This window comes from Chryseobacillus diguaensis, assembly GCF_049220665.1.
GTDB lineage: Bacteria > Bacillota > Bacilli > Bacillales > Bacillaceae > Metabacillus_B.
In genome coordinates, this window is record NZ_JBMKNV010000002.1 from 422843 (window position 1) to 441929 (window position 19087).

General features: G+C 40.6%; 18 protein-coding genes. 14 read left to right on the forward strand and 4 right to left on the reverse strand.

The annotated features are described in order from the left end of the window. Nucleotides 1–62 precede the first annotated feature (62 nt). Together ACOT8F_RS04920 and ACOT8F_RS04925 are read left to right on the forward strand one after the other, a co-directional pair. A complete protein-coding gene (locus ACOT8F_RS04920; RefSeq protein ID WP_421650434.1) occupies nucleotides 63–1457 on the forward strand; it encodes an amino acid permease in 1395 nt (464 codons plus the stop codon). Between the two features lie 341 nt (nucleotides 1458–1798). After that, nucleotides 1799–3022, forward strand: coding sequence for an MDR family MFS transporter (locus ACOT8F_RS04925; RefSeq protein ID WP_421650435.1), 1224 nt, complete (start codon nucleotides 1799–1801; stop codon nucleotides 3020–3022). A gap of 151 nt (nucleotides 3023–3173) precedes the next feature. Here the strand turns inward: ACOT8F_RS04925 and ACOT8F_RS04930 are convergent, their stop codons facing one another. Continuing rightward, nucleotides 3174–4388, reverse strand: coding sequence for a cytochrome P450 (locus ACOT8F_RS04930; protein ID WP_421650436.1), 1215 nt, complete (start codon nucleotides 4386–4388; stop codon nucleotides 3174–3176). A 302-nt stretch (nucleotides 4389–4690) separates the two neighbouring features. Here ACOT8F_RS04930 and ACOT8F_RS04935 point away from each other — a divergent pair, with 302 nt between their 5' ends. From ACOT8F_RS04935 to ACOT8F_RS04980, 10 genes are all read left to right on the forward strand, one after another. Further along, the gene (locus ACOT8F_RS04935; protein ID WP_421650437.1) at nucleotides 4691–5434 is read left to right on the forward strand and encodes an SDR family NAD(P)-dependent oxidoreductase; all 744 of its coding nucleotides are present in this window, start codon (nucleotides 4691–4693) and stop codon (nucleotides 5432–5434) included. Between the two features lie 439 nt (nucleotides 5435–5873). Next, nucleotides 5874–6182 (forward strand): PTS sugar transporter subunit IIB, encoded by a 309-nt coding sequence (locus tag ACOT8F_RS04940; protein WP_421650438.1) that lies wholly within the window; start codon nucleotides 5874–5876, stop codon nucleotides 6180–6182. A gap of 37 nt (nucleotides 6183–6219) precedes the next feature. Continuing rightward, nucleotides 6220–7554: a PTS sugar transporter subunit IIC gene (locus tag ACOT8F_RS04945; RefSeq protein ID WP_421650439.1), complete on the forward strand. Its 1335-nt coding sequence runs from the start codon at nucleotides 6220–6222 to the stop codon at nucleotides 7552–7554. Further along, nucleotides 7554–8432, forward strand: a complete 879-nt coding sequence (locus tag ACOT8F_RS04950; RefSeq protein ID WP_421650440.1) for an ROK family protein — start codon at nucleotides 7554–7556, stop codon at nucleotides 8430–8432. Before ACOT8F_RS04945 ends, ACOT8F_RS04950 begins: the two co-directional genes overlap by 1 nt. Nucleotides 8433–8454: 22 nt before the next feature. After that, nucleotides 8455–8766 (forward strand): PTS sugar transporter subunit IIA, encoded by a 312-nt coding sequence (locus ACOT8F_RS04955; protein WP_421650441.1) that lies wholly within the window; start codon nucleotides 8455–8457, stop codon nucleotides 8764–8766. Nucleotides 8767–8994: 228 nt separating this feature from the next. Continuing rightward, nucleotides 8995–9735 (forward strand): chitin disaccharide deacetylase, encoded by a 741-nt coding sequence (gene chbG, locus ACOT8F_RS04960; protein ID WP_421650442.1) that lies wholly within the window; start codon nucleotides 8995–8997, stop codon nucleotides 9733–9735. Between the two features lie 207 nt (nucleotides 9736–9942). Then, nucleotides 9943–11286 carry a 6-phospho-beta-glucosidase gene (locus ACOT8F_RS04965; protein WP_421650443.1) on the forward strand — a complete coding sequence of 448 codons (1344 nt, stop codon included), beginning with the start codon at nucleotides 9943–9945 and terminating at the stop codon, nucleotides 11284–11286. Nucleotides 11287–11704: 418 nt separating this feature from the next. Then, nucleotides 11705–13201 (forward strand): glycoside hydrolase family 30 protein, encoded by a 1497-nt coding sequence (locus ACOT8F_RS04970; RefSeq protein WP_421650444.1) that lies wholly within the window; start codon nucleotides 11705–11707, stop codon nucleotides 13199–13201. Nucleotides 13202–13445: 244 nt separating this feature from the next. Next, entirely contained in the window at nucleotides 13446–13949 is a 504-nt protein-coding gene (locus ACOT8F_RS04975; protein ID WP_421650445.1) for a YhgE/Pip domain-containing protein, read from the forward strand. After that, a complete protein-coding gene (locus ACOT8F_RS04980) occupies nucleotides 13927–14682 on the forward strand; it encodes a hypothetical protein (RefSeq protein WP_421650446.1) in 756 nt (251 codons plus the stop codon). The genes ACOT8F_RS04975 and ACOT8F_RS04980 overlap by 23 nt, the downstream gene beginning before the upstream one ends. A gap of 317 nt (nucleotides 14683–14999) precedes the next feature. Here the strand turns inward: ACOT8F_RS04980 and ACOT8F_RS04985 are convergent, their stop codons facing one another. Genes ACOT8F_RS04985 through ACOT8F_RS04995 form a run of 3 tightly spaced genes read right to left on the reverse strand, consistent with a single transcriptional unit; the run spans nucleotide 15000 to nucleotide 17303 of the window. Beyond that, the gene (locus ACOT8F_RS04985) at nucleotides 15000–16388 is read right to left on the reverse strand and encodes a nucleoside recognition domain-containing protein (RefSeq protein ID WP_421650447.1); all 1389 of its coding nucleotides are present in this window, start codon (nucleotides 16386–16388) and stop codon (nucleotides 15000–15002) included. After that, nucleotides 16369–17088 carry a FeoB small GTPase domain-containing protein gene (locus tag ACOT8F_RS04990; RefSeq protein WP_421650448.1) on the reverse strand — a complete coding sequence of 240 codons (720 nt, stop codon included), beginning with the start codon at nucleotides 17086–17088 and terminating at the stop codon, nucleotides 16369–16371. The genes ACOT8F_RS04985 and ACOT8F_RS04990 overlap by 20 nt, the downstream gene beginning before the upstream one ends. After that, on the reverse strand, nucleotides 17088–17303 hold the full coding sequence (locus ACOT8F_RS04995) for a FeoA family protein (protein ID WP_421650494.1): 216 nt from the start codon (nucleotides 17301–17303) through the stop codon (nucleotides 17088–17090). The genes ACOT8F_RS04990 and ACOT8F_RS04995 overlap by 1 nt, the downstream gene beginning before the upstream one ends. A 585-nt stretch (nucleotides 17304–17888) precedes the next feature. Here ACOT8F_RS04995 and ACOT8F_RS05000 point away from each other — a divergent pair. Together ACOT8F_RS05000 and ACOT8F_RS05005 are read left to right on the forward strand one after the other, a co-directional pair. Next, nucleotides 17889–18002, forward strand: coding sequence for a DUF2188 domain-containing protein (locus ACOT8F_RS05000; RefSeq protein ID WP_421650495.1), 114 nt, complete (start codon nucleotides 17889–17891; stop codon nucleotides 18000–18002). A 288-nt stretch (nucleotides 18003–18290) separates the two neighbouring features. Continuing rightward, complete coding sequence (locus ACOT8F_RS05005) at nucleotides 18291–19073, forward strand: amino acid ABC transporter substrate-binding protein (RefSeq protein WP_421650449.1); 783 nt, start codon at nucleotides 18291–18293, stop codon at nucleotides 19071–19073. Nucleotides 19074–19087: the final 14 nt, after the last annotated feature.

Here is a 19087-nt window from a genome sequence, read left to right on the forward strand (position 1 = left end):
CTTTATTAAATATAGAAATCATTCATTCATACAACGTGAAGTTACAGAAAGGTTCGATAGATATGGAGAAAAAATGGGGAATTTGGGTTCTCACAATGTTTGTAGTTGGAAATATGGTTGGCGGTGGTATTTTTATGCTTCCTGCAAATCTAGCCTCTGTTTCAAGTCCTTCCGGATCAACACTCGCTTGGATTTTGACAGGAATCGGCGTTTTTATGATTGCTCTTGTTTTTGGCAATTTATCTATAAGGAAGCCAGATCTTAAAGCTGGACCGCAAAGCTATGCACAAGCGCTGTTTCCTTCTCCGAAATCCGGAAGAGCTGCAGGCTACAGTATGGCATGGGGCTATTGGGCAGCCAATTGGTCTGCAACAGCTTCAGTCATCATTTCTTTTGCTGGCTATCTTTCAACGTTTTTTCCGATAATGGAAAGCGCCGTGCCGTTATTTACAATCGGCTCTTTTACACTTGAGCTTGGGAAATTTATAACGTTTATGGTGTGTACAGTCATGCTTTGGGGCATCCAGGCTATTCTTTCAAAAAGCTTTGATGGTGCCGGGGGACTGAATCTTGCTGCCACCATTGCAAAAATATTAGGATTTGCATTGTTCATCGTTGCGACTCTTTTTATATTTGATGTGACCAATTTAGGTATCGGCAAAGCATATTTAGATGCAAAAGGACAGTCCGTTTCTTTAGGGGGACAAGTTAATTCTGCTGCTATCGCAACGTTATGGGCATTTATCGGCATTGAATCAGCAGTTATGCTCTCCAACAGAGCAAAATCACAGGGTGACGTTAAAAAAGCAACAATTATTGGACTTATAATTTCACTTGTCATTTACATTGGGATCACTTTGCTCACAATGGGTGCCCTTCCAGGAGAACAGCTGAAAGAATCTCAGCGGCCTCTTGTTGATGCGCTAAGTGCTGTTATTGGCCATGAAGGAGCCATTATTCTGGCGCTGCTTGCACTCATTTCCTTATTTGGATCTACAGTTGGCTGGATTGTTGTCAGCTCAGAAGTTCCTTATAGAGCAGCTAAAGAAGACTTGTTTCCTCGCTTTTTTGCAAAAACAAATAAAAACGGCAGTCCAATTAATTCTTTGACAGTGACCAATATCATGACACAAGTATTTTTGTTTTCCACCATTTCGGGCACTGTATCAGATGCCTACAATTTTGTAATTATTGTAGCAACACTTGCTTACTTAATACCTTATCTTGTTTCAGCTATTTATCAGTTAAAGCTTGTCATTACCGGTGAGACGTATAATGTCATAAAAGGATCCAGAATAGGGGATGGACTGATCACCATTTTAGCCTTACTTTATTCCATCTGGGTCATTAAAACAGGTACAGCTGATTTAAAAACCTTTGCCCTTGGTATCGGATTGTTTGTAATTGGACTGCTTCTTTATCCAATTATCATGAGAGAACCTAAGAAAAGTGCTTAAATATTTTTGTATATGTGAAAGCCATCCAATTTGGATGGCTTTTTTAAATAGGCTCTTTTCTTAAATTTTGTTGCTCATGACACAATATTTAGTCCTCGAAACCATTGGGATGGCAAAAACTTTAAGAAAAGATGCCCCGAAGCTAGAATTAATGCGTGATAAGAGCATGTGCGAAAAATAACAATCGTTACGAAAACAGCCTTTAAATAAGGTTTTTTTGTTGTATATACACTCCTTGATAACTTTTTCTTATTGCCTGATATTTGAAAAATTTAATTTTACTGAATAGAAAAACAGTATATGATTATAGAAGAAATTGTTAAGAGAAGTGGGGCGCAGCTATGGAAAAAGTTAAACGGTCAATCAGCCAATTTCACCCGATCGTGTGGGTGCTGCTAATGGGAACCATTTTGACAAGAGGGGCAGTGGCCATGACCCTTCCTTTTTTGGCCATTTACTTGTCTGAAAAGATGGAACTGTCACCTTTACTTATAGGACTCACTGTTGGGATCAGCCCGTTAATGTCGACTGCCGGGGGATTTATAGGGGGTCATTTATCAGATCGCTTTGGAAGAAAGCCGGTCATGCTGAGTTCATTATTTCTTCTTTCCTTTGTGTATTTAGGCTTCTCTGCAGCTCAAACGCCAATATGGTTTATCTGTTTGAATGCGCTGAATGGCCTTTGCAATTCATTCTTTGAACCCGTGTCACAGGCTTTAATAGCAGATCTGACGGAAAAGGATAAACGGATGAAAGCCTATTCTCTGCGCTATACTGCTATAAACATCGGAGCTGCTGTGGGACCTTTGGCAGGAGCGTATATGGCAAGTACATCGCCAAAGGCAACATTTATTATCACTGCAAGCATTTATTTTTTGTACAGCATCGTCCTCTTTCTGCTAATGAACCGATTTTCATTTCAATCAGGAATTGCAGGGAAAGAGCCTGTTACTTTTAAGGCAGCTCTTCATATTGTCAAAAGAGATCGGGCACTGCGGTTTTTAATTCTTGGTGGCATGCTGATAAATATCGGCTATGCCCAAATGGAATCAAATCTTCCTCAAAGCTTAAACTATTCAATTGCAAACAGTGTGTTTATTTATTCCATTCTTTTATCAGTAAACGCTTGTATGGTTGTTTTTTTTCAAATGCCAATCAGTCATATAGCTGAAAAATACAAACCGATGCAGGTAATGATATTCGGAGCCATTTTAACAGCAGCAGGATTAGCTGGATTCGGAATTGCCAACGGATGGATCAGTGCTGTGATCGCCATGGCTCTATTTACAGTAGGGGAAATTCTTATTTTCCCTTCAAGCAGTGTGATCATAGACGAGCTGGCAAAGGACCATTTAAGAGGGACATACTTTGGGGCAAATCAGTTTCGAAGAGTTGGAAGCTTTGCAGGTCCAATTCTCGGAGGCTATTTATTAGGCCAAATGGGAAGCGGGGTTATGTTTGCTGTTATCTCCGCCATCACGCTTGGCAGTATCTTTTTCTTTACATTAGGAAGCAGAGTGCAGGTGAAAATACCGCTGCCTGCCGTGAAAAAAAAAGGTATGTAGGCCTATATAAAGAAAGCACACTAAACAGCGTGCTTTCTTCTTTTTAGAGCACGAATACATCTGCGAATTTTAAGAAAAGATGCCATGAAGAAAATTTTGTGCATCCTCTAAGCCAAAATGAATAGAAGCAATCCTTGCAAAAACAGCCTTATTAAATAATCCTTAACTTAAATTCCTTTAAACCATACACAAAGCTGCTTTCGATGGGTTCTAACGTGAAGTTTTCACTGCGTTCAAAGTCCGGAAATCGTTTGATCCATTCTTTTAGAGCAATTTCAGCTTCCATTCTTGCTAGCGGAGCACCGAGACAGAAGTGAATGCCCTTGCCAAAGGCCATATGGGGATTCGGCTTTCTAGCCACATCAAATTCCTGGGCATTTTCAAATTGATCATCATCTCGATTAGCCGATCCAATCCAGGCTACAATGTTTTCACCTTCCTGTATTTCTCTGCTTCCAATCCATGTATTCTCCTTGGCAATCCGGTTCATCGCCTGAACAGGGGATCTGAAACGAAGCACTTCCTCAATAGCTGAAGCCAGGAACTTTTCAGGGTTCTCTTTTACTTTTCGATACTGTTCAGGATATTCCGTAAAACAATATAAAGCATTCGAGATTAAGTTTGTAGTCGTTTCATTCCCAGCAACTAGTAATAGAATACTGAAGCCGATGATCTCATTTTTTGTCAGCTTTTCATCATTGATGGAAGCATTTAAAAGTACTGAGATAATGTCATCACCGGGCTGCTGATTTTTTATGTTTATGATATTTTCGAAATAGTCAACTAATTCGCGATGTGATCTTTCTTGGTTTTTTTGCAGGCGCTGAATTTCTTCCTCACTGTTGTCTTTAGGCCCAGCTACAATCCAATCTGACCATTCCTTGAATTTTTTCTGATCTTCAATTGGTACACCAAGAATTTCAGCGATAACCATAACAGGTAAAGGATTTGTTAAAGCACTGACTGCATCTGCTTCCTGAGTTTCAGAAATATCATCCAGTAATAGCTCAACAATCTTTTGGATTCGCGGCTCCCATTCTTTCATTGCCCTAGGTGTAAAAGCTTTATTAACAAGAAAACGCATCTGGGTATGCTTTGGAGGATCGAGATTTATTAAGCTGACAGCCAGCGGTGACTGATCCTTTTCCTCGATATTAGCGCCTCTGTTGGAAGAAAACAGCTCCTTATTTTCTAAAACCAGCTTTGCATCCTCATACCGGAAAACATCCCATGACTGCCGATCCTCGTCCCATCTGACAGGCTCTTCTTTTCTCATTTTACTGTACCATGCAAAGGGATTATAGCGTTCTTCTTTCGTGGAAATTTCACTTACCTGCCGGAATGCAGATCTTGTTTTGTTTTCCATGATTAAAGCCTCCAAGTTATTTTGTCTGCCTCAAAAAATAGGCTGCTTAATGGAAATGATACCTTTCAACCTGGTAAAAGACAAAAAATAAGAAGTATTTTTTTCTTGAATTTTTCTGATGTTAACTTTCGGATTTTTGAACGTACTTAAAGAAAAGATGAGGCGAAACCAGTCTGTCTAAGTATGAAACATTTATGCTGAAATCCCTCTCAGCTGGTTTCATTTTAAAGAATACAGGTTATTTAGTTTATAAATTTATCATTGTTATAATGCTTGAAAAAAGAGCAGGGAGCTGAAAAAGCATGAGAGGGAAGACGGCAATCGTTACAGGAGCAAGCAGGGGGATCGGTGCAGCTGCCGCAAAAATATTGGCAGAGCGCGGAGCAAAGGTGGCTGTTAATTACGCCAGGAACAAAGAAGCTGCAGATATGGTTGTTACCTCCATAAGAGAGAGCGGCGGTGAGGCTGAGGCCATTCAAGCAGATGCGAGAAATCAAAAGCAAATGGAAGAACTTGTTCAAAAAACATTGGGTCTTTATGGAAAGATTGATATTCTTGTCAACAATGCCGGAATGTCTTTTGCGGAAAAATCGTTTGAAGAAATCAGCTGGGAGGAATTCATTCAAAAAACGGAAGATGAGCTTCAGGCTGCATTTGTTTCGACTAAAGCTGTCCTCCCTTATATGCTTGAATACAAGCATGGAAAATTGATTTATGTTTCAAGCGGGTTAAGTAATCATCCAGCTCCCAATTTTATCTCTCATGGAACATCTAAAGGAGCTCTAAACAGCTTTGTTAAATACATCGCACATGAATTTGGCGGGAGAGGCATAGCAGCAAATGTTGTTTCTCCTGGAATGGTCGAAACTGACGCCACAGCCCATCTTCCTGAAGAGTTCAAGAAACAGCAGGCTTCGTATTTGCCTCTTCAGCGCCTCGCACAGCCAGAAGATATTGCAAGGGCAATCGCCTTTTTTGCAAGCGAAGACAGCTCCTATCTTACTGGCAGCTATATGCCTGTAAGCGGCGGAGGGGAAATGAATTAAGAAAAGCATCGTAAGCTAAAGTAGTGCATGTCTAAAATATAGGAAACTTTGAAGAGTGTGAATATAAAATCTAAGAAAAAAGACCAAATCGGGTCTTTTTTCTTATTTTTTCTTATTCCCGAAAAGAACGGTATGTTCCAATAGAGGAACGCATTCTTAAACAAGGAACAAAAATCAGAAACGCCTTAATGGATGAACGGCTTAAAAAGAAAGCGTTATCATTATTTTTGCAAGAGACATGATATTTTAATAGGCCAACGCATATGATTTTTTAGGGGGAAGCCCTAAAGGCCCAGATGAATCCGGCATAGCTTCCCTTCCGCAAAAAAAGGAGGGGATTAATCAAACTGGAATAGAGGAGCCTATGCAAATGAAAAAGCTGTTCAGTATGAAAGGATAAGCGGCAATCCAAAAAGAGAGAAGCTTAGGGGGAAACGTCTTGACTAAAATATTGCTTGTGTGCGCAGCTGGTATGTCTACTAGCCTGCTAGTGAACAAAATGCAGGATCATGCCAAAGTAATTGGAGAAGAAATTGAAATTTTTGCTTTGCCCATTTCAGAATGCAGCTCTGTTGCAGATAAAGTGGATGTGGTCCTATTAGGGCCTCAGGTTCGTTATCAAAAATCTCAGGTAGAAGCGATCGTACCGAATCATGTTCCAATCGAAGTGATCAATATGAGGGATTACGGAACGATGAACGGAAAAGCTGTATTAGAAAGAGCCTTTGTGCTGCTTAATAAATCATAAGATAGAAAAAATAGCACATTCCTTGGGGGGTATACAAATGGGGTTCATGGCTAAATTTGAGTCCGCAATGGAACGCTTTCTGGTCCCGATTGCCACAAAACTGAATTCACAGCGTCATCTAGGAGCCGTCAGAGATGCCTTTATCCTTTTGTTTCCTATTACGATGGCAGGATCGATTATTATTCTTTTAAACTTTGCCATTCTTTCTCCTGATGGATTTATTGCAAAAATTCTATTCCTTCCAACTCTATTTCCTCATCTTGCTGACGCGCAGGCTATCTTTACTCCGGTTTTAAGAGGGTCCCTTGATATTATGGCTGTATTTATTGTCTACCTGGTAGGCAGGAATATGGCCATCTCAATGAAAGCGGATGATTTGCTCTGCGGTCTAACTGCTGTTTCCTGCTATTTTATTATCTATACACCATATCGGATTGTTGAGAATCAGACCTATTTGACAAACAAATGGCTTGGTCCGCAAGGGTTGTTTGTTGCTTTGATTGTTGGGCTTGTTGTGGGCGAAATTTTCGGCAGGCTCTCAAGATCCAAACGGCTTCAAGTTACACTTCCGCCTCAAGTGCCGCCTGCCATTACCAGGTCGTTTAAAGTGCTGTTTCCAATTGTCATTATTACGGTTGCCTTTGCTGTTTTAAGCTATCTCATTTCTCTCGCAGCTCCTAATGGGCTGCATGAGTGGGTTTACAAAGTGCTGCAGTCTCCGTTAAAAGAGATGGGGACGAATATAGGCACCGTTATTTTCCTCGGAGTTGTTTCCAACTTCCTTTGGATTTTCGGTATTCATGGCCCTAACACCATCGCTGCAATCAGGGAAACGATTTTCACAGAAGCAAATCTTGATAACTTAAACTTTGTTGCCAAGCATGGCACTCCTTGGGGAGCCCCTTATCCTGAGACTTGGGCATTAAATGATGCCTTTGCTAACTACGGAGGATCCGGTATGACTCTTGGACTTTTGATTGCTATTTTTATAGCTTCAAGAAGAAAAGAGTTTAGGGAAATTGGAAAATTAGCTATCGCGCCGGGAATTTTTAATATTAATGAACCTGTCATCTTCGGTCTCCCAATTGTATTAAATCCGCTTTTCATTATTCCGTTTATTATCGTGCCTGCGATCAATACGTTTATCGGCTACTTATTTATTGCGTTTAAAATCATTCCACCTGTCGCTTATGCAGTGCCTTGGACTACTCCCGGCCCCCTTATTCCATTCCTTGGAACAGGCGGTAACTGGATTGCACTCCTTGTCGGGTTCCTTTGTCTCGCAATATCAACCATTGTTTATTTGCCATTCGTCATAGCAGCAAACAAAGCAGCCGCGATATCAAGTGAGAATTCTTTGAAGGATCAATAATGCCCAAATACATTTGTTTTGATATAGGAGGAACTGACGTAAAATATTCGCTTGCTGATCAAGATGGAAACCTTTTAGCACCAAATGTATTTTCATCTGAAAACGGTTCTGGAAAAGCTATATTGGATGGAATAGAGAGAATTGTAAAGAAAGAGAAAAGGATAAAGGGAGTCGCGATCAGCGCTCCCGGTTTTGTTAATCCTGAAACTGGATTTTTGGAAAATGGAGGTGCCATTCCAGAATTTCACCGGATACCTTTAAAAGACATACTTGAAGAAAAACTGAACTTGAGGGTCTCAGTTGAAAATGATGTGAACTGCGTTGCTCTTGGAGAGAAGTGGAAAGGGAATGCCAAAAAGGATAGGGATTTTATGTGTATGACAATTGGAACAGGAGTAGGAGGAGCCATTTTTATAGATAACCGCCTGTATAGAGGCCACTCCTTTAAGGCAGGGGAATTTGGCTACATGATTACACATGGTGTGCAAGACTCAGCTCCGAATGACAGTATTTTAAGCCATATCGCATCTGTTCTTTCTCTTAGAAAGCATTACGCTGCTATGAAAGAGCTCCCTCTCGGTGAAGTAACGGGCCTTGATGTATTTAACGCTTATGATGATAGAGAAGAAATAGCAGTCGGGCTTGTAAGGCAATTTTATCTGACAACCGCCATTTCGATATTTAACCTGAGTTATATCATAAATCCCCGCAAAATTCTGATAGGAGGCGCGATCAGCTCCCGGCCATCATTGATTAGCGAATTGAAGGAGCAGCTTGTCTATCTCGGTTTAAACCCTCTTGATCCTGTCATCGATCTATGCCTGTTAAAAAATCACGCCGGCATGACAGGAGCACTTTATCATCACCTCTATAGTTAATCCATCGAAAGGGGACTGATATATGGAAGACATGGAGTTAGTTGCTTTTCAAATGATCAGCCAGGTTGGCTCTGCCAGAAGCAGCTTTATGGAGGCTCTCCAATTTGCAAGGGAAGGGAATAATGAAGCTGCAAATGAAAAAATAACAGAGGCGCAATCCTTTCTAACCGATGGCCATAGAGTCCACGCTGAGCTGATCAGAAAAGAAGCATCAGGGGAAAAGGTAGAGATATCGCTCCTTGTTCTTCATGCAGAAGATTTAATGATCTCAACTGAGACACTTGGAGAATTGGCTAAGGAAATGATTTTCATGTATCAGGAATTCAGAAAGTAAATCAAAAGGGCTGTCTATTCCAAAAGGCAGCTTTTACATGTATTCATAATGTACAAAGTATTTCAGAGAGCAATCAGACATAGAGGAAAGCGGATTGTTCGATTATCCCTGTTTCTTTCTTTCGATTTCCGTACGCTCGAGAAACTCAGTTTATGTATATCGGCTTAAAATAATCAGCTGCCTTTGCAATTTGCAGTGTGAAGTGAAGAGAGGAATGGATACAAACGCATGAAATTAATTGTAAATGCAGATGATTTCGGCTATTCCCCCGGTGTGAATTACGGAATACTGGATGCCCATCATCAAGGAATACTGACCTCAGCCACCATGATGATGAATATGCCTGGTACCGATCATGCCTGTATCATTTCGAAGCATGCTCCGGATCTTGGCATTGGGGTTCATTTTGTACTTACAACCGGATTTCCATTGACAAACGGGGCATCTTTGAAAGGAGAAAACGGCCGATTTCTTACACAGCAGCAATTTTTCAAAAGGGAGTTAAATGCAAAAGAGATTCAAGATGAATTTCAAGCTCAGCTCTCGAAATTTTTGAAAGCCGGCCTGCAGCCTACCCATTTCGACAGTCACCATCATGTCCACCGTCAACCGATCGTGTGGGAGATCTTAAAAGAAATAGCTGAAGGCTTAAGTATTCCCGTTAGAAACCCGATGGTGGCTTCTCTGCCTGATCAGGAAAAAGTTCTAACCTCTGTGTTTAGCTCTTCATTTTATGGAGAGAAGCTCACAAAGGAGGATTTTATCCGAATTCTAAATGATATGGCTGACACGGAAATACTTGAAATTATGTGCCATCCCGGTTATGTGGATGAACAGCTTTTGGAAAACAGCTCCTATCATAAGCAAAGAGCATATGAAACGAGCGTGTTAATAGATGTAAAACTAAAAGAATGGATTCAAAAAAATGAAATAATGCTCTGCCATTATGGGCATGTAAGAAAGCTGTGAAATAAGCTAAAGCTTGCTTGGCAGCAAATGCTTTTTTCGCAAAAATTCTGCTATTCGTATTAGCCTGGAACAAGCATAAAGATTAGCTTCGTGGCAACTTTTCTTAAAATTTGAAGATGTACTCTCGCTCTAAATTTACTTTTAGATGAAAAAATAACAAAGTTTAAGAAAGAACTGCTGCAAAAAGGGCAGAAAGGGAGAATGAGAATGGTAAAAAAACCTTTAAAGATTGTGACAATCGGAGGCGGGTCGAGCTATACGCCTGAGCTTATCGAGGGATTTATTAAACGGTTTGACAGCTTGCCTGCCGGAGAAATTTGGCTAGTTGACATCCCTGCAGGGGAAGAAAAACTGCAAATTGTTGGAAGCTTGGCTCAAAGAATGGTAGAAAAAGCCGGCCACCCGATTCATATTCACCTGACGACCAATCGAAGAGAGGCATTAAAAGATGCTGACTTTGTCACAACACAGTTTCGGGTCGGATTGCTTGATGCCAGGGCAAAGGATGAAAGAATCCCTTTGAAATACGGTGTGATCGGCCAGGAAACAAATGGTCCGGGCGGACTTTTAAAAGGCCTCAGAACAATTCCTGTAATCTTGGACATTATTAAAGATATGGAAGAATTATGTCCAGATGCTTGGCTGATCAACTTTACCAACCCGGCGGGAATGGTGACAGAGGCTGTTCTTCGCCACTCGAGCTGGAAAAAGGTCGTAGGTCTTTGCAATGTGCCGGTCGGCATGAAAATGGGGATTGCCAAGCTGCTTGACGTTTCTCCGGAAAAAGTATTCATTGATTTTGCCGGTTTAAATCATATGGTTTTTGGTTTAGATGTCTATGTTGATGGCACATCCGTTTTAAAAGAAGTCATTGAAAAATTAGCTGATCCCGATAAAAGCCTGACAATGAAAAATATTGCTGATCTTGGCTGGGAGCCGGAATTTATCAGAGCTCTCGGTTTTCTTCCATGCCCATATCATCGGTATTACTACCAAACAGAGAAAATGCTGGAGGAAGAAAAGAAAGCGGCTGAAGAAAATGGAACAAGAGCTGAAGTGGTAAAAGCTCTGGAAAAAGAACTTTTTGAGCTTTATAAAGATCCAGAACTCGGCGAAAAGCCAAAGCAGCTTGAAAAAAGAGGTGGAGCTTATTACAGCGATGCAGCCTGCAGCCTAATAAATTCAATTTATAACGACAGCAGAGACATTCAGCCTGTTAACACGAAAAATAACGGCGCAATCGCAAGCATACCTTTTGACTCAGCTGTTGAAATCAACTGCGTTATAACGAAAGAAGGGCCAAAGCCAATAGCTATTGGAGATCTGCCTGTGCCAGTAAGAGGACTCGTTCAGCAAATTAAATCTTTTGAAAGAATTGCAGCGGAAGCAGCCGTATCAAAGGACTATCATAAAGCGCTGCTAGCAATGACCATCAATCCGCTTGTTCCATCTGATACAAAGGCTAAAGAGATTCTTGATGAAATGCTTGATGCGCATGGACTGACCGACTTCTTGAAACCTCATCAAAAAGAAGATATGATAAAAAAATAGCTTTTCAAGCTGCCGGATTACTGGCAGTTTTTTGTTTTAATGAAGCAAAAATTCCGCAGTCTGGAATTTAGTGGTTTGAAAGGGCACTCATTGATAGCTACCCCACTAAACGCTGGAAATGGAAAACTTTCGTTTCAAAGGAGATAAAAAAGGGTATTTTTCATTCGCAGATGTCGTTTATAATTACATAATGGGCATTCCTATATTAAAAAGGCTCTTTTCTTAAACTTTGATGCAATACTCCTCTTTTTCTTGAAAATACCTGAAATCCAGAAGGAATTTTAAGAAAAGATGCCACGAAGCTTTACTTCGTGCGTTTTCAACACCTTTACGTATAACAACGATCTTTGCGGAAATAGCCATGAAAATTTAAGATAATGAAAGATTCGTTGTTAGCTGAAGATAAGGAGTTGTCTTTTTGAACCGTACATTTTTAAGCCAGTTATTTACAATATTATTATCTCTTTCTATCATTAGCGGAGCGTTTGCAGCCCTGCCGTTCCCTTTCAAAAATAGCCAGGAAGCGCAAAAGAAAACTGCTCAGCCTGCAGAAGCAATGGCTCAAGAGAAGAATCAAAAAGAAGTTGGCGCATGGGTAACGACCAAGGATCAAAAAAAGCTATTGGAGAAGGAAAGTGGCGTCTCATTTACAAAAGAGAAGCATAACAGATTGCCTGAAATAAAAGTAGATGACAGCAAAACCTATCAAAAAATGGATGGGTTCGGTGCGTCATTTACAAGTTCTTCAGCTTATTTGATGAATCAAAAACTGACAAAAGAAAACCGGAACAAGCTGATAAGTGACCTTTTTGGCAAAGATGGAATCGGGTTGAGCTTTGTCAGAATGCCTATGGGTGCAACAGACTTTTCAGTAAAAAATTATACGTACGATGATTTAGATTCAGGAAAAATAGACCCCGACCTGAACCAGTTTTCCATTGAAAAGGACAGGGAAGATGTTCTTCCAGTAGCTAAACAGGCAAAGGCAGAAAACAAAGATTTGAAAATTTTCGCATCTCCGTGGAGTGCTCCTGCCTGGATGAAAACTTCCGGATTTCTTAATGGAGGCAGGCTGAAGGAAGAGTATTATCAAGCGTATGCCGATTATTTTACTAAATTTGTTCAAGCTTATAAGAAGGAAGGCTTGCCTGTCTATGCTGTTTCAGTCCAAAACGAACCTCAGCACGAAACGCCTACCTATCCTTCAATGAGAATGGATTGGGACGAGCAGGCTAATTTCATTGGCAAATATCTAGGTCCTGCATTTGAGAAAAATGGCATTAGAACGAAAATTGTTGGATGGGACCACAACTGGGATGCTGCATGGTATCCAACTCAAATCCTAAAAGATAAAGAAGCCTCCAAGTATATCGCAGGAACAGCTTTTCACTGCTATGCAGGAGAAGTGAATGGCCAGATAAAAGTCCATGAAGCATTTCCGGAAAAAGGAATCTGGTTTACCGAATGTTCGGGCGGAAACTGGTCAACTGATTTTGGGTATAACATGAAATGGAACATGTCGAACCTTATTATAGGCGCGACCAGAAACTGGGCAAAAAGCGTTATCCTCTGGAATATGGCTCTAGATGAAAACAATGGTCCGCAAAATGGAGGATGCCCATTCTGCAGAGGAGTTGTTACCATTGATAAACATAAAGGGACAGTACAGAAAAATGTGGAATACTATGCTTTAGGCCATATCAGCAAGTTTGTCAAACCGGGAGCAGTACGCATAGATACAAATATTCCGAACGACCTTCAAAATGTGGCATTTAAAAATCCGGATGGTACGATCTCGCTGATTGTTTACAATAATACAAATCAAAAACAAACCTTTAATGTGGCTTATCATAATAAGACCTTTGAGTATTCCCTGCCTGATGGGGCAGCTGCCACATACAAATGGAAACCTTGACCGGAATGAACCGGTCGAGGTTTTTTTATGAGGTTCTTTTCTTAAACTTTGTTGTATCTCACTCTGAATTTCTGCAGGAGCTTCAAAAAAAAGATATCCCGAAACAAGTCTGAATATGTGATAAAGGCAGGTATAAATAGCAAAAAACTAAGCGAAAACAGCCTTTTATGAAGCTTCTATCTGTATTGCATTCTCTTGAATGGATACTCTATGAGTATCGAGAAAACGGACAAGGAGACAGCTGATGAACTCCATTTTTTCCATATACAAAAGAGATTTGTCTAGAATCGTTACAAACTGGGCGGCATTAATTGTTATCTTTGCACTCATTCTTCTGCCGTCTTTTTACGCATGGTTTAATATAAAAGCCTCATGGGATCCATATGGCAACACAAAGGGACTGAAAGTAGCTGTCTCTATTGAAGATGCAGGAGCTGTTATAAGGGGCGAACACGTCAATACGGGCAAAAGAATTATGGATTCATTAAAAACTAACAAAAAACTTGGATGGGTATTTACAGATTCAAAGGATGCAGATAGAGGAGTGAGGCATGGAGATTATTATGCAAGCATTTTAATTCCTTCTGACTTTTCGAAGAAATTAGGGAGCGTCCTGACAGACAATCCTGTTAAACCAGACATCATCTACAAGGTAAATGAAAAAATTAATCCGATTGCCCCGAAGATTACCGAAAAAGGCGCTGCAGGAATTGTTCAGGAAGTCAGTGAAAAAAACAGCAAACGGTGAGATTTTTAAACTATTTAATGAGCTCGGTATTGAGCTTGAACAGGACATTCCCGGAATTACCCGTTTAAAAAAGTTTGTTTTTGAATTAGAAAAGCAGTTTCCTGAAATTAAGGCGACTGTGAATCAGACGCTGAATGACGCTAAAAAAGCGAAGGACGTTGTAAAAAAGGCAGAAGATATCATGCCAAAGGTGCAAAAAATAGCAAATGAAGGAGCGGCATTGTCTGAAGGACCTTCACGTGCATTTAATAAGAGCAGGCAAACCGTTCAAAATTTGGAGCCCAATATAAAACAGGATCTCAATCTACTAGCAGCTGCTGCAGGAAGCGCGGGACAGACAGCAGCACTACTAAACAGTCCTGACACGAGTCAAACACATCAAGCATTAAAACAATTGGAACAAAGCACAGAAAATGGAAAAACACTGATTATGGCTCTAAAGAACTTATTTCAGCAGCTGGACGCACTTTCAAGCACTAGTGATCTCAAAAGCCGGATACCTCAGCTTGAAGGGCTTCAAAAGGAATTCAAAAATTTGAACGAAATGTCAAAGGAAGCCCAATTAAACAATTGCAGTTCAAGTGATCTGAACAGCAGGCTGCAAACAGCTGCTGAAAATGCAGGGAATCAGGCCGAACGTCTAACATCGTATTATGACACGAGCATCAAGCCAGCCCTTTTAAGTGCAGCAGATAACCTGGATGAATCACTCTTATTGTTGTCGTGTTTTTGAAGAAACCGATCAATAAAGCTTCTTTCAAATTTAAAAACAAAGCGGAAGAGAGTAAGCTTATTCATTAGATAAGGCTCTCTTCTTTAGCTTTGTTGCTTTTACCCTCTATTTTCTTGAAAATACCTGAAATCTAGACAGAAATTTTAAGAAAAGATGCCGAGAAGATTTTCTTCATGCGTTTCTAAAATAACTACTATCTTTGGGAAACGAAAACAGCCCATAATAAGAAGGGCAGCTGCATGAAAATGATTTTCCTGCGGCTGCCCTTTTCTATATTGTTAAGGATCTTTTCTTAAACTTTGTTGCTCTTTCATTTGTTAAACGAGTCCGAAAGCTCTTACCACAGTTGCCACAAGGAATGTAATAACAAGTGCAATTACTGTTGGGATGGCAAACGATAGGAAGGTCCACTTCTTGCTTTTCGTTTCTTTATAAATATTGACAAGCGTTGTGCCGCAAGGAAAGTGCAGAAGAGAAAAAAGCATCATATTCAAAGCCGTAAGCCACGTCCATCCATGATCCAGAAAAATGGTTTTGAGTTTATCAAGATCATCAATCTGGGTAAGAGAGCCTGTCGAAAGGTAGCCCATTAGAAGAATAGGCACAACAATTTCATTAGCTGGCAGCCCGATAATAAAAGCAGCTAATATGAAGCCATCAAGTCCAAGCAAATGGGCAAAGGGATCAAGGAAATTCACAATATACATCAATATGCTGGTATCTCCAATGTAAAGATTTGCGAGAACCCATGTCAAAATAGAAGCGGGTGCTGCTACAATGATCGCCCTTTTCAAAACACTCCACGATTTATCGATGCTTGAACGAAGCACGGTATTAATGATTTTTGGCCTTCTATAAGGGGGAAGCTCAAGGGTATAGTGAGTAGGGACACCCTTTAACGCCGTTTTTGATAATCCCCATGAAACGGTGAGCGTGACAATAATTCCAATTAAAACCATTCCCATAACTGTTGCTGCCGTAACTAAAGTAGCGATTCCTCCTGAATATCCTGCTGCCATAAACAATGAGGCCAGTAAAATTAACGTAGGCCAGCGGCCGTTGCAGGGAACAAAATTGTTGGTTAATATCGCAAGCATTCTTTCTCTCGGAGATTCGATTATACGCGTAGACATAATAGCTGCCGCATTGCAGCCAAAGCCCATTGCCATTGTCAAAGACTGCTTTCCATGAGCGCCTGCTTTTTTAAAAAGGCGATCCATATTAAACGCTACACGAGGCAGATAACCATAATTTTCAAGCAGAGCAAACAGCGGGAAGAAAATAGCCATTGGAGGAAGCATAACACTCACTACCCAGCCTGTTCCCCTGAAAAAGCCAAGCACCAATATTCCGTGAAGCCATTCTGGAGCATGGATCGCTTTAAAAAAGAAAGTTAAATACGATTCAGCAGTGCCAAATAATTCGGCGATCATACTTGAAGGAACGTTCGCACCTGCAATGGTCAGCCAAAAGACAACACCAAGCATCGCTAGCATAATAGGGAATCCCCAAATAGGAGAAGTTAACACCCGATCAAGCTTCTCGCTTTTTACGCGCTCTTTGTTTTTATAAGTAATGGCTGAATCACAAATTTCCTTACTGGAACGAAAGATGCTTGCGACAATTTGGTCCCGTATGTGCTCATTACCAAGAGCCTGGGCTGCACTAATCAAGGAATCAGCTGAATTAGGATTGGTTGATGGCATGAACCTTTTCCTCCTCTTGACGATCACCAGTCATGTTCTTTTTCAGTTTCTCAATCAAAGCTTTATCCCCATCCAATAACCTCAAAGAAATCCATCTAGCAGGATAGGCAGCTCCAACCCATCCCTGTACAAGCGGTTCCAGCTCTTTCAGTTTCTCCTCAAGCTCATGCGAATAGCGGACACGTAACGGAGCAGGAACCAGTTTGCCTAAAGCGACAGATTCGACTGTTTGGAGGAGCTCTTCAAATCCTTTTTTGTTTCTTGCTGAAATTTTCACAACCGGCACTCCGAGCTTCTTGGAAAGCTTCCGTTCATTCACTGCAATGCCCTTTTTTTCAGCTTCGTCCATCAGGTTCACGCAAACAACAACCCGATCTGTCATTTCAAGTACCTGCAAAGCCAAATTCAAGTTCCGTTCCATTGCAGTTGCATCCAAAACAACAATCGTCACATCCGGTTTTTGAAAAATAATATAATCTCTTGCAACTTCTTCATCGGCAGAATTGGAATAAAGAGAATACGTTCCAGGCAAATCAATCATCGTAAAGTCAATTCCATTATGAGTAAATTCACCTTCAGCATGAGCTACCGTCTTTCCAGGCCAGTTGCCTGTATGCTGCCTTAACCCGGTTAATGCATTAAAAAGGGTGCTTTTGCCTGTATTCGGATTCCCTGCTAGCGCTAATCGGTAAGCCATCACTAATCTTCAACCCTTTCCCCGAAAATTTTGGAGCTTTCTGCTTTTCTAAGGGCAATGGTTGTATTACTGACACTATACGCTGTCGGATCACCCAAAGGACTTTTCTGCAGCACTTCCACGGTAGCTCCCTGAACAAATCCAAGATCCAGCAAACGTCTCCTCATCGTACCTTCAAGAGATAGGTTCGTTATCCGAAAACGATCGCCTTTCTTCATATTAGACAAAGAGTAATAGGTTGATGACATGCTCATTCTCCTCTCGTGATTTGGGACAAACAAAAAATGTTTCCCGAGACCAACTTTTACTTGTATTATATGTAGATGCTTGAGAATTGTGCAACATAAATAATTTTGCTAGTGTGCAACATTTTTGGGGTTGCTCTGTCCCCCAAAACATCTTGGCCCTGGCCCTCAGCCCTTTAAAGCAGAGAGGGACACAGACAGAATCTTCTATCCATTGTGGCGCAGACGTTCAAACAAGGGGGGACACATCTTTAATAAATTAAACGATCAGGGGACAGGGCTTGAATGAATGGTACCTGACCTTTTATCCTCTGCCTTAATGGGGGACAGGGACTAGTCTGCTGAAGGTCAACAGCCACAAGAATCAACAGGATCGGGGACAGGCCTTTAGCTATTTAGTGCAGTGGGGGACAGGAGCCAAAGAAAATAGACGCCTGACCCCCGCCATGCTAAAGAACTAAAGAACCACCCAGGCCACAAAAATATGTTTCATTCAACCAAACCAGGGAAATAACAAAAAAACTATTCCAAAGGGAGAGATCAATCAGGGAATACAGCATAACACCGAATAAGGATGCTTCCGGCTGGTACGTCAAATTAGAGGATACTGCCCCAGAGAAGTTGTATAACACAAAAACAGAGGCCATTGAGAAAGGGAAAAAGCTGGTCTAGTAAGCTGATTATTTTAAATGAGTATCATCAGGTGGAAGAGGAAAAAGCGTTTTAACTTCTTATAGCAGATAAGTGTCAGGAAATTGACTGGCACTTATCTGCTTTTTTGAGGGGGGATATTTAAAATAGGGTCTTAAAATTCGAAGTATAAAAGACCGCAGATTGCTGGAAAATAAAATATTGTGAATCCAAGATATTTTAATTGACTTTCGACAAATTCTGCCTTAATCTGAGAAAGTCATTTTTCAAATGAGATTAATCCTATAAATTAAGTGGGGGAAAGAAAAAGTGAAAAAGATATTATCATTAGTAGTTGCGCTGACTGCCATTTTTGCTTTATCTGCGTGCAGTACATCAGGAGGAAACAAGAATCTGCTGCAGCAGGTTAAAGATAAAGGTACTGTTACGATTGGTACGGAAGGAACTTATGCGCCGTTCTCATTTCATGATAAATCAGGAAACCTTACAGGCTTTGATGTAGATATTGCGAAGGAAGTTTTCAAGCGCGTTGGTGTTAAACCGAAATTCATTGAAACAAAATGGGATGGCATGATTGCCGGGCTTGATGCGAAACGTTATGACCTTGTTGCCAACGAAGTGGCAGTCCGTCCGGACCGTCAGAAAAAATATGACTTTTCCGATTCTTACATTGTATCAAAAGCTGTACTAGTTGTTCATAAGGATAACAACACAATTAAATCACTTGATGATTTAAAAGGAAAAAAAGTAGGACAATCTTTAGACAGCAATTACCGTAAAATTGCTGAAGAGCATGGGGCAACAAATACGGTTGTAGATGGTTTCAACCAATCCATCGATTTGATTACGTCAAAACGGATTGATGCTACTATCAATGACAGCCTATCTTACCTGGACTTGAAGAAACAGCGTCCGGATCTTCCGATTAAAACAGTTTACGAGGAAAAAGAAGCTACACAAAACGCTTTCCTTTTCAGAAAAGGAAGCAAAGAATTAGTTGCAGAAGTGAATAAAGCTCTGGCCGATATGAAAAAAGACGGAACCTATTTGAAAATTTCAAAAAAATGGTTCAATACTGATGTCTCTAAGTAAAGGAATTGAGTGAA

Coding starts and splice junctions, on each gene's coding strand:
- ACOT8F_RS04920 (WP_421650434.1), top strand. CDS start 63: ATGGAGAAAAAATGGGGAATTTGGGTTCTCACAATGTTTGTAGTTGGA.
- ACOT8F_RS04925 (WP_421650435.1), top strand. CDS start 1,799: ATGGAAAAAGTTAAACGGTCAATCAGCCAATTTCACCCGATCGTGTGG.
- ACOT8F_RS04930 (WP_421650436.1), bottom strand. CDS start 4,388: ATGGAAAACAAAACAAGATCTGCATTCCGGCAGGTAAGTGAAATTTCC.
- ACOT8F_RS04935 (WP_421650437.1), top strand. CDS start 4,691: ATGAGAGGGAAGACGGCAATCGTTACAGGAGCAAGCAGGGGGATCGGT.
- ACOT8F_RS04945 (WP_421650439.1), top strand. CDS start 6,220: ATGGGGTTCATGGCTAAATTTGAGTCCGCAATGGAACGCTTTCTGGTC.
- ACOT8F_RS04950 (WP_421650440.1), top strand. CDS start 7,554: ATGCCCAAATACATTTGTTTTGATATAGGAGGAACTGACGTAAAATAT.
- ACOT8F_RS04955 (WP_421650441.1), top strand. CDS start 8,455: ATGGAAGACATGGAGTTAGTTGCTTTTCAAATGATCAGCCAGGTTGGC.
- chbG (WP_421650442.1), top strand. CDS start 8,995: ATGAAATTAATTGTAAATGCAGATGATTTCGGCTATTCCCCCGGTGTG.
- ACOT8F_RS04965 (WP_421650443.1), top strand. CDS start 9,943: ATGGTAAAAAAACCTTTAAAGATTGTGACAATCGGAGGCGGGTCGAGC.
- ACOT8F_RS04975 (WP_421650445.1), top strand. CDS start 13,446: ATGAACTCCATTTTTTCCATATACAAAAGAGATTTGTCTAGAATCGTT.
- ACOT8F_RS04985 (WP_421650447.1), bottom strand. CDS start 16,388: ATGCCATCAACCAATCCTAATTCAGCTGATTCCTTGATTAGTGCAGCC.
- ACOT8F_RS04995 (WP_421650494.1), bottom strand. CDS start 17,303: ATGAAGAAAGGCGATCGTTTTCGGATAACGAACCTATCTCTTGAAGGT.